Consider the following 6966-nt stretch of genomic DNA (forward strand, 5'->3'; position numbering starts at 1 on the left):
GCGGCGCTGGCTCGTGCTCGCGGTCGCCTGGGGCATTTGCATCCTCGGCTGGCTGGCGATCGCGTCGATCCCGAACCGCTATGACAGCCGCGCGCGCCTGCTTGTCGATGTGAACCAGATCCTGCCCGACGATGCGCAGGGCGGATCCTTTGGCGGGCGCCAGCAGATCGACCAGATTCGCGAAACGCTGACCAGCGCGCGCAATCTGGAGAAGGTCGCGACGACCACCGGACTGATCCCGGCGGGTGCGGGCGAGCGCGAGAAAGCGGGCGCGGTCGCGATGCTGCAAAAGAATATCAAGATCGTGCCGCAGCAGGACAATATCTTCGAAATCACGTCGAGCGTCGGCATCGGCAGCCTGTCGGACGCCGACAATGCCAAGCTGGCGAGCGGTGTGCTTGACAGCCTGATCACCGTCTTTCGCGACGATCAGTTGCGCGGGGGCCGCGTCGATGCGCGCGAGGGGCTGAAATTCCTCGATTCACAGATCGCCGACCGCGAAAAATCGCTGCGCGAGATCGAGGCGCGGCGCGCCGCGTTCGAGGCGCAGAATATCGGCCTGATTCCGGGCGGCGCCGGATCGCCCGCCCAGCGCGTCGATGCGGCGCGCGCCGAACTCAGCCAGATCGAAACACAATTGGTTGCGGCGCAGGCGGCGCTGGCGGCCGCCAACGGCCAGCTCGCCTCGACCCCCGCGACGGTGCCGGGCGCAGGCGGTGTTGGCGGCGGCGTCGCGCGGCAGCAGCTTGCGGGCGCGCAGAACGAGCTTGCATCGATGCGCGCACGCGGGCTGACCGACGCGCACCCCGATGTGATCGCGCTCAAGAGTCAGATCGCCTCGCTCAAGGCGCAGGCCGACCGCGAAGGCAATGGCGGTGGCGGCGGGATGCAGAACCCCGCCTATTCGTCGCTGGCCGCGATGCGCGCCGAGCGGCAGGCGACCGTCAGCGCGCTGTCGGCGCGCAAGGCGCAGCTCACTGGCGACATCGCGCGCATCACCTCGCAGCAGATCCAGAACCCGGGCATTGCCGCGGAATATGACCGGATCAACGGCGAATATACGGCGCAGAAGGCACAGTATGACAAGCTGCTCGCGCAGCGCGAACAGGTGCGGCTGCGCGGCGACGTGCAGACCGAAACCGACGCGATCCGGATCGAGTTGCTCGATCCGCCGTCGAAGCCGACCAGCCCTGCGGCGCCCAATCGCCCGCTGTTCCTGACGCTCGTCCTGCTCGCCGGGATTGGCGGCGGCATCGGCGCGGCTTTCGGCCTGGCGCAGGTGCGCACAAGCTATGCCACCGCCGCGAAGCTCGAGCGCGCGAGCGGACTTCCCGTCATCGGATCGATCACCGAGGTCGTGACGCCCGACCGGCACGTCGAGCGGCGCAAGCGGCTTGTCTGGCTTGCCAGCGGGGGCGCGGCGCTCGTCGGCCTCTATGCGCTGCTGCTGGTCGCCGAGTTCGTCCAGCGTGGCATGGTCGCGTGAGCGAGGAAAAGGACATGAACGACCAACGCCCCGTCAAGCGCCAGCCCTCGCTGCTCGAACGCGCGGCCGACATGTTCGGCCTTGATCCGGCGAAGCATGCGCCGACGATCGACGTCTCGCAGCTTCCGCCCGAACCCGAGCGCAAGGCGAAGAAGGCGAAGCCCGCTGCCGAAGCGCCGCAGCCCGAAATCCTGCCGCCCGATGCGCCGGCACCGGCGGTCGAAGCCGCGCCCGCGGCAAAGGCATCGCCGCGCAAGGAGGTAGCGCGCGCCGCTCCTGCCATCGCCGCCAACCGGCAGGGCAAGATCGATCGCGAGCGGCTCGCCGCGCGCGGGATGGTCGTGCCGGGCGCGCCTGTCACCGGCATCGCCGAAGAATATCGTATCGTGAAGCGCGAGATCATTCGCAACTTCGCGGGCACCGCCAACCGTCCCGTCGTGCCGCGCGGTCACCGCGTGCTGATCGCATCGGCCAATCCGGGCGAGGGCAAAACCTTTACCGCGGTCAATCTGGCGCTCAGCCTTGCGGTCGAGGCCGATCACGACGTGTTGCTTATCGATGCCGACATCGCCAAACCCAGCGTGCTCGAAACGCTGGGGCTGGCTGATGGGCCGGGCCTGATGGACGCGCTCGCCGATCCGCACTTGCCGCTCGGCGACTGCCTGATCCAGACCGATATTCCGGGACTGAAGGTCATGCCTGCGGGAACGCAGCATATGCACGACACCGAACTGCTCGCATCGGCCCGGACCGAGACGCTGCTCGCGCAGCTCGAACAGGGTGCGCCGGGGCGGATCATCATCCTCGATTCGCCGCCGGTCCTCGCCGCCTCGCCGGCCGCGGTGCTCGCGGGGCATGTCGGCCAGCTCATTATCGTGGTGCGCGCCGATCAGACGCTCGAATCCTCGCTGCGCGATGCGGTCGGGCTGATGGGCGGTTGCCCGCATATCCAGCTGCTCCTCAACGGGGTGAAATTCTCGCCGGGCGGCCGCCGCTTCGGCACCTATTACGGACAGGGAGGCGCGTCATGATGCGCGACCGGACTTATTTGCGCGGTGCTGCCGCGATCGCGGCGTTGTTGCTCGCCGGCACGGCGACGGGCGCGCAGGCTCAATGGTCGCAGGACAGCGGCTCGGGCTCGGGCTCGGGCGCAAGCGATGCTGCCCCGGCTTCGGGTGCGGCGTCCGGCGAAAGCGACCGCAAGGGCGGCAAGCGCGCCGAGAAGCAGAAGAAGCGCCGCCAGGTCGACGTCAGCCCCTATCTCGAGATCGGCCAGGTACTCACTGCCGAGCTCAAGAATGGCGGCGACGTGCTCACCTACACGACCGTAGCGGCCGGGGTCGATGCGGTGATCGCGACGCGCCGCGCCGAGGCGGCAGCCACGATTCGCTACGAACATCGCTTTGGCGAATCGGGCGGTCTTGGCGATGCCGACGTACTCAGCGGTCTCGCGCGGGCGCGCCTTGAACTGATGCAGGGCTTCAATATCGAAGGCGGCGCGCTTGCGACCCGTGCGCGCGCCGACGGTCGGGGCGCCGACAGCGGCCTGTTCATCGGCGGCGCGAACAATGTCGCCAATCTCTATTCCATCTATGCCGGTCCGACGCTGACCAAGCGCATCGGCAACCTCGACTTCGGAGCCGGCTATCGTTTCGGTTATACGAAGGTCGACATCGATACGCCCGCGGTGCTCGCACCGGGCGTTCCGGTCGGCGATGCCTATGACAGCTCGACGAACCATGTCGCCTGGGCCAGCCTCGGCCAGCGTCCGGGCGATCTGCCCTTCGGCTGGCAGGTTTCGGGCGGCTATGAGCGCGAGGACAGCAATCAGCTCGACCAGCGGTTCGAGGGCAAATATGCCCGCGCGGACGTTACGGTGCCGATCAGCCCCAGCGTCGCCTTGCTGGGCGGCGTGGGCTATGAAAAGGTCCAGATAAGCCAGCGCGATCCGCTGCTCGACACCAATGGGGTGCCGGTGCGCGATTCGAACGGCCGCTTTGTCACCGACACGTCGCAGCCCCGACAGCTCTCGTTCGACACCGACGGGCTGATCTGGGATGCAGGCGTGATGTGGCGCCCGAGCCCGCGCACCTCGCTGACCGCACGCGTCGGCCGCCGCTATGGCGATACGGTCTATACCGGCAGCTTCGCCTATCGTCCCGACGACAGGACGCTGTTCCAGCTTGGCGTGTATGACGGACTTTCGAGCTTCGGGCGTGGGCTGACCACCGGGCTGTCGGCGCTGCCGACGCAGTTCGATCCGACGCGCAATCCGATCAGCGGTGATGTGAACGCCTGCGTCTTCGGGCAGCAGAGTGGCGGATGCCTTGCCCCGCAGCTTGCCAATACGACAACCGCGCAGTTCCGCAGCAGCGGCGTGCAGGCGATCCTGTCGTCGCGCTATGGCCGCTGGAGCTATGGTGTCGGTGCGGGATACGACCGCCGCAAGCTGCTGGTGCCGACCGGATCGGTACTCGGCGCGATCAACGGCACGGTGGACGAGGCCTATTATCTTTTCGTCTCCGCCGGGCGCCAGCTCGATTCCTCGTCGGACCTCAGCATTTCGGGCTATCTCAACTATTTCGACAATGGTTCGCCGGGTGCGTCCGACGTCCAGTCGGCCGGTATCTCGGCGGCCTATTCGCGGCGCTTCTGGCGCGGCCTGACCGGAACGGCGGCGGCGGGGCTCAACGCCTTCGACCAGGATGGCTTCAACAGCCAGCTTATCGGATCGGCGCTCGTCGGTCTGCGTTACAACTTCTGATCCAGCACAACGGGATTACTGCGATGTACGATCAATTCTACGGCTTCACCGGACGCCCGTTCCAGCTGACGCCCGATCCCGCTTTCTATTTCGAGAGCGGAACGCACCGCAAGGCGATGTCCTACCTTGGCTATGGGCTGGCGCAGGGCGAAGGCTTCATCGTCATCACCGGCGATGTCGGCGCGGGCAAGACCACGCTGGTCGGCCATCTGATGAACACGATCGATCCGAACCGGCTGACCGCGGTCAAGCTGGTGTCGACACAGGTCGAGGGCGACGATCTGCTGCGCCTTGTTGCCGAACAATTCGGCATCGAATGGGAAGGGCAGAGCAAGGCCGAACTGCTGCGCGCGATGGAGCAATATCTGCGCGAACAGGCGCGCGCCGGGCGGCGCACGCTGTTGATCGTCGACGAGGGGCAGAATCTCGCGATCTCGGCGCTCGAAGAACTGCGGATGCTGTCGAACTTCCAGCTTGGCGGCCATTCGCTTTTGCAGATCTTCCTGCTCGGCCAGCCCGAGTTCCGCCAGACGCTGTTTCATTCGCCGACGCTCGAACAATTGCGCCAGCGCGTGATCGCGACCCACCATCTCGACCCGATGGAGCCCGAAGAAGTCGAACCCTATATCCTCCACCGCCTCGGCAAGGTGGGCTGGACGGGCAACCCGAGCTTCAGCCCCGACAGTTTCGAGCTGATGTATGATTATAGCGAAGGTGTGCCGCGCAAGCTCAACGTCCTCGTCAGCCGCCTGCTGCTGTTCGGCGCGGTCGAGGAACTCAACCGCATCAACGCCCAGCATGTCCGCAATGTGATTGCCGAGATCGAATCGGACCGTGGCATCGACGAGGCGAGCCTTGCGCCGCTGCCGGTCGAGGAGGTGGTGGCGCAAGCCGCAACGGCGAGCGCGCCGCACGCCGCCGTTCCGCACGAATGGCCGGTGGCAAGCGCAGAGCGCGCGCCCTTCGCGGCGCCCGCGACGGACGCTGCTGCAGCGGTAGTCGCGGCTCCGCAGGATACGGCGCAGTTCGATGCGCTGCGCGCGCAGATTTCGGCGCTCGAGACGCGGATTGCCGAACAGGATGAAGCGCTGCGTCGGGTTCTCGATCTGCTGATCGAATGGGTCGAGCGCGATCCCGAAAACGCCCCCAACCCCGCAAAATCGCAGGTTTGGGCGGCCTGACGGCAGCGCCGATTTCGGCTATGCGACCGGCAGAGGTGATGGACGATGCAGAACGGCCTGTCGGTCGATGTCGAGGACTGGTTCCAGGTCGGCGCCTTTGAGCGCACGATCGATCGCGCCGACTGGCCGGCGCTCGAATGTCGGGTCGAGGCGAATTGCGATGCGGTTTTGCACCTGTTCGCCGAGGCCGGGGTTCGGGGCACATTCTTCACGCTCGGCTGGGTCGCCGAACGCTATCCCGCGCTGATCCGGCGGATCGTCGATGCGGGGCACGAGCTTGCGAGCCACGGCTATGATCACAAGCGCGTGTTCCAGATGACGGCCGGCGAATTTGCCGCCGACCTTGAAAAGACACGCGCCATCCTCGAAAATCTGGGCGGCCAGCCCGTGCGCGGCTATCGCGCACCCAGCTTTTCGGTCGATGCGCGCACGCCCTGGGCGCATGTCGTCCTTGCCGAACAGGGCTATGCCTATTCGAGCAGCGTCGCGCCGGTGGTGCACGATCATTATGGCTGGGCGCAAAGCCCGCGCCATGCGTGGCAGCCGCTTCCCGACAGCGCGCTGATCGAATGGCCGGTGACGACCGCACGCGTCGCGGGCCGGACGCTTGCCGCGGGCGGGGGCGGTTTCATGCGACTGCTTCCCTATGGTTTCACGCGCTGGGCGGTCGAGCGGATGAATCGCGAAGGGCATCCCGCGATCCTGTATTTCCACCCGTGGGAGATCGATCCCGGTCAGCCGCGCGTCGCCGATGCGCCGCTGCGGTCGAAGGTCCGGCATTATACTGGCCTCTCCGCGATGGCGGGCAAGCTGAAGAAGCTGCTCGACGATTTCGAATGGACGCGCGCCGATGCATTGCTCGCGGCGCAGCAGGAGCGCGCCCGGCCGTGGCGCGCCGCGGCGTGAACGCACCGGTCAAAACGATGAGCGACGCCTTTGCCGGTGCGCCGCTTGCGGACGCGGCGGCGTGGGACGCCTATGTCGCCGCGCACCCCGATGCGACGCCCTTTCATACGCGCGCCTGGTGCGAAGCGATCACGAAGGCGACGGGTCACCGCTGCCATCTCGTCACGGCGCGCGATGCGCACGGCGCGCTGACGGGGCTCGTCCCGCTGCACCATGTCCGCTCGCCGCTGTTCGGGCAGGCGCTGGTCGGCAGTGGTTTCGCCGTCGACGGCGGACTGCTGGCGGACGATGCAGCGGTCGCCGACACCCTGGCCACGGGTGCCGCCGAACTGGCCCGCGCGCTCGGCGTTCCGTCGGTCGAACTGCGCGGGGGTCCGCTGCCCGAAGGCGAGGGGTGGCGCTGCGAAGATGATGTCTACGCCGGCTTCACGCGTGACCTCGCCGCCGATGACGAAGCCGAATTGCTCGCCGTCCCGCGCAAGCAGCGCGCCGAAGTGCGCAAGGCGCTGGCGGGCGATCTGTCGGTAACCACGGGGCGCGATGCCGCCGAGCGGCGCGACCATTACCGCATCTACGCGACGAGCGTTCGCAACCTCGGCACGCCGGTCTTTCCGAAGGCGCTGTTCGAT

6 protein-coding genes are annotated in these 6966 nt (G+C 67.2%); all 6 read left to right on the forward strand.

Translation table 11 applies throughout. The annotated features are described in order from the left end of the window. On the forward strand, positions 1 to 1486 hold a 1486-nt coding region (locus ABS88_RS22255; protein WP_286750614.1), incomplete at its 5' end, for an XrtA system polysaccharide chain length determinant. A gap of 14 nt (positions 1487 to 1500) precedes the next feature. Then, a complete protein-coding gene (locus tag ABS88_RS22260; RefSeq protein WP_286750615.1) occupies positions 1501 to 2517 on the forward strand; it encodes an AAA family ATPase in 1017 nt (338 codons plus the stop codon). Next, entirely contained in the window at positions 2514 to 4250 is a 1737-nt protein-coding gene (locus ABS88_RS22265; protein ID WP_286750616.1) for a hypothetical protein, read from the forward strand. The genes ABS88_RS22260 and ABS88_RS22265 overlap by 4 nt, the downstream gene beginning before the upstream one ends. A 23-nt stretch (positions 4251 to 4273) precedes the next feature. Next, positions 4274 to 5431 carry an XrtA/PEP-CTERM system-associated ATPase gene (locus tag ABS88_RS22270; RefSeq protein WP_286750617.1) on the forward strand — a complete coding sequence of 386 codons (1158 nt, stop codon included), beginning with the start codon at positions 4274 to 4276 and terminating at the stop codon, positions 5429 to 5431. Positions 5432 to 5476: 45 nt separating this feature from the next. After that, entirely contained in the window at positions 5477 to 6337 is an 861-nt protein-coding gene (locus ABS88_RS22275; protein WP_286750618.1) for an XrtA system polysaccharide deacetylase, read from the forward strand. A 17-nt stretch (positions 6338 to 6354) separates the two neighbouring features. After that, on the forward strand, positions 6355 to 6966 hold a 612-nt coding region (locus tag ABS88_RS22280), incomplete at its 3' end, for a GNAT family N-acetyltransferase (protein WP_502686177.1).

The sequence above is a fragment of the Sphingopyxis sp. SCN 67-31 genome, assembly GCF_001725095.1.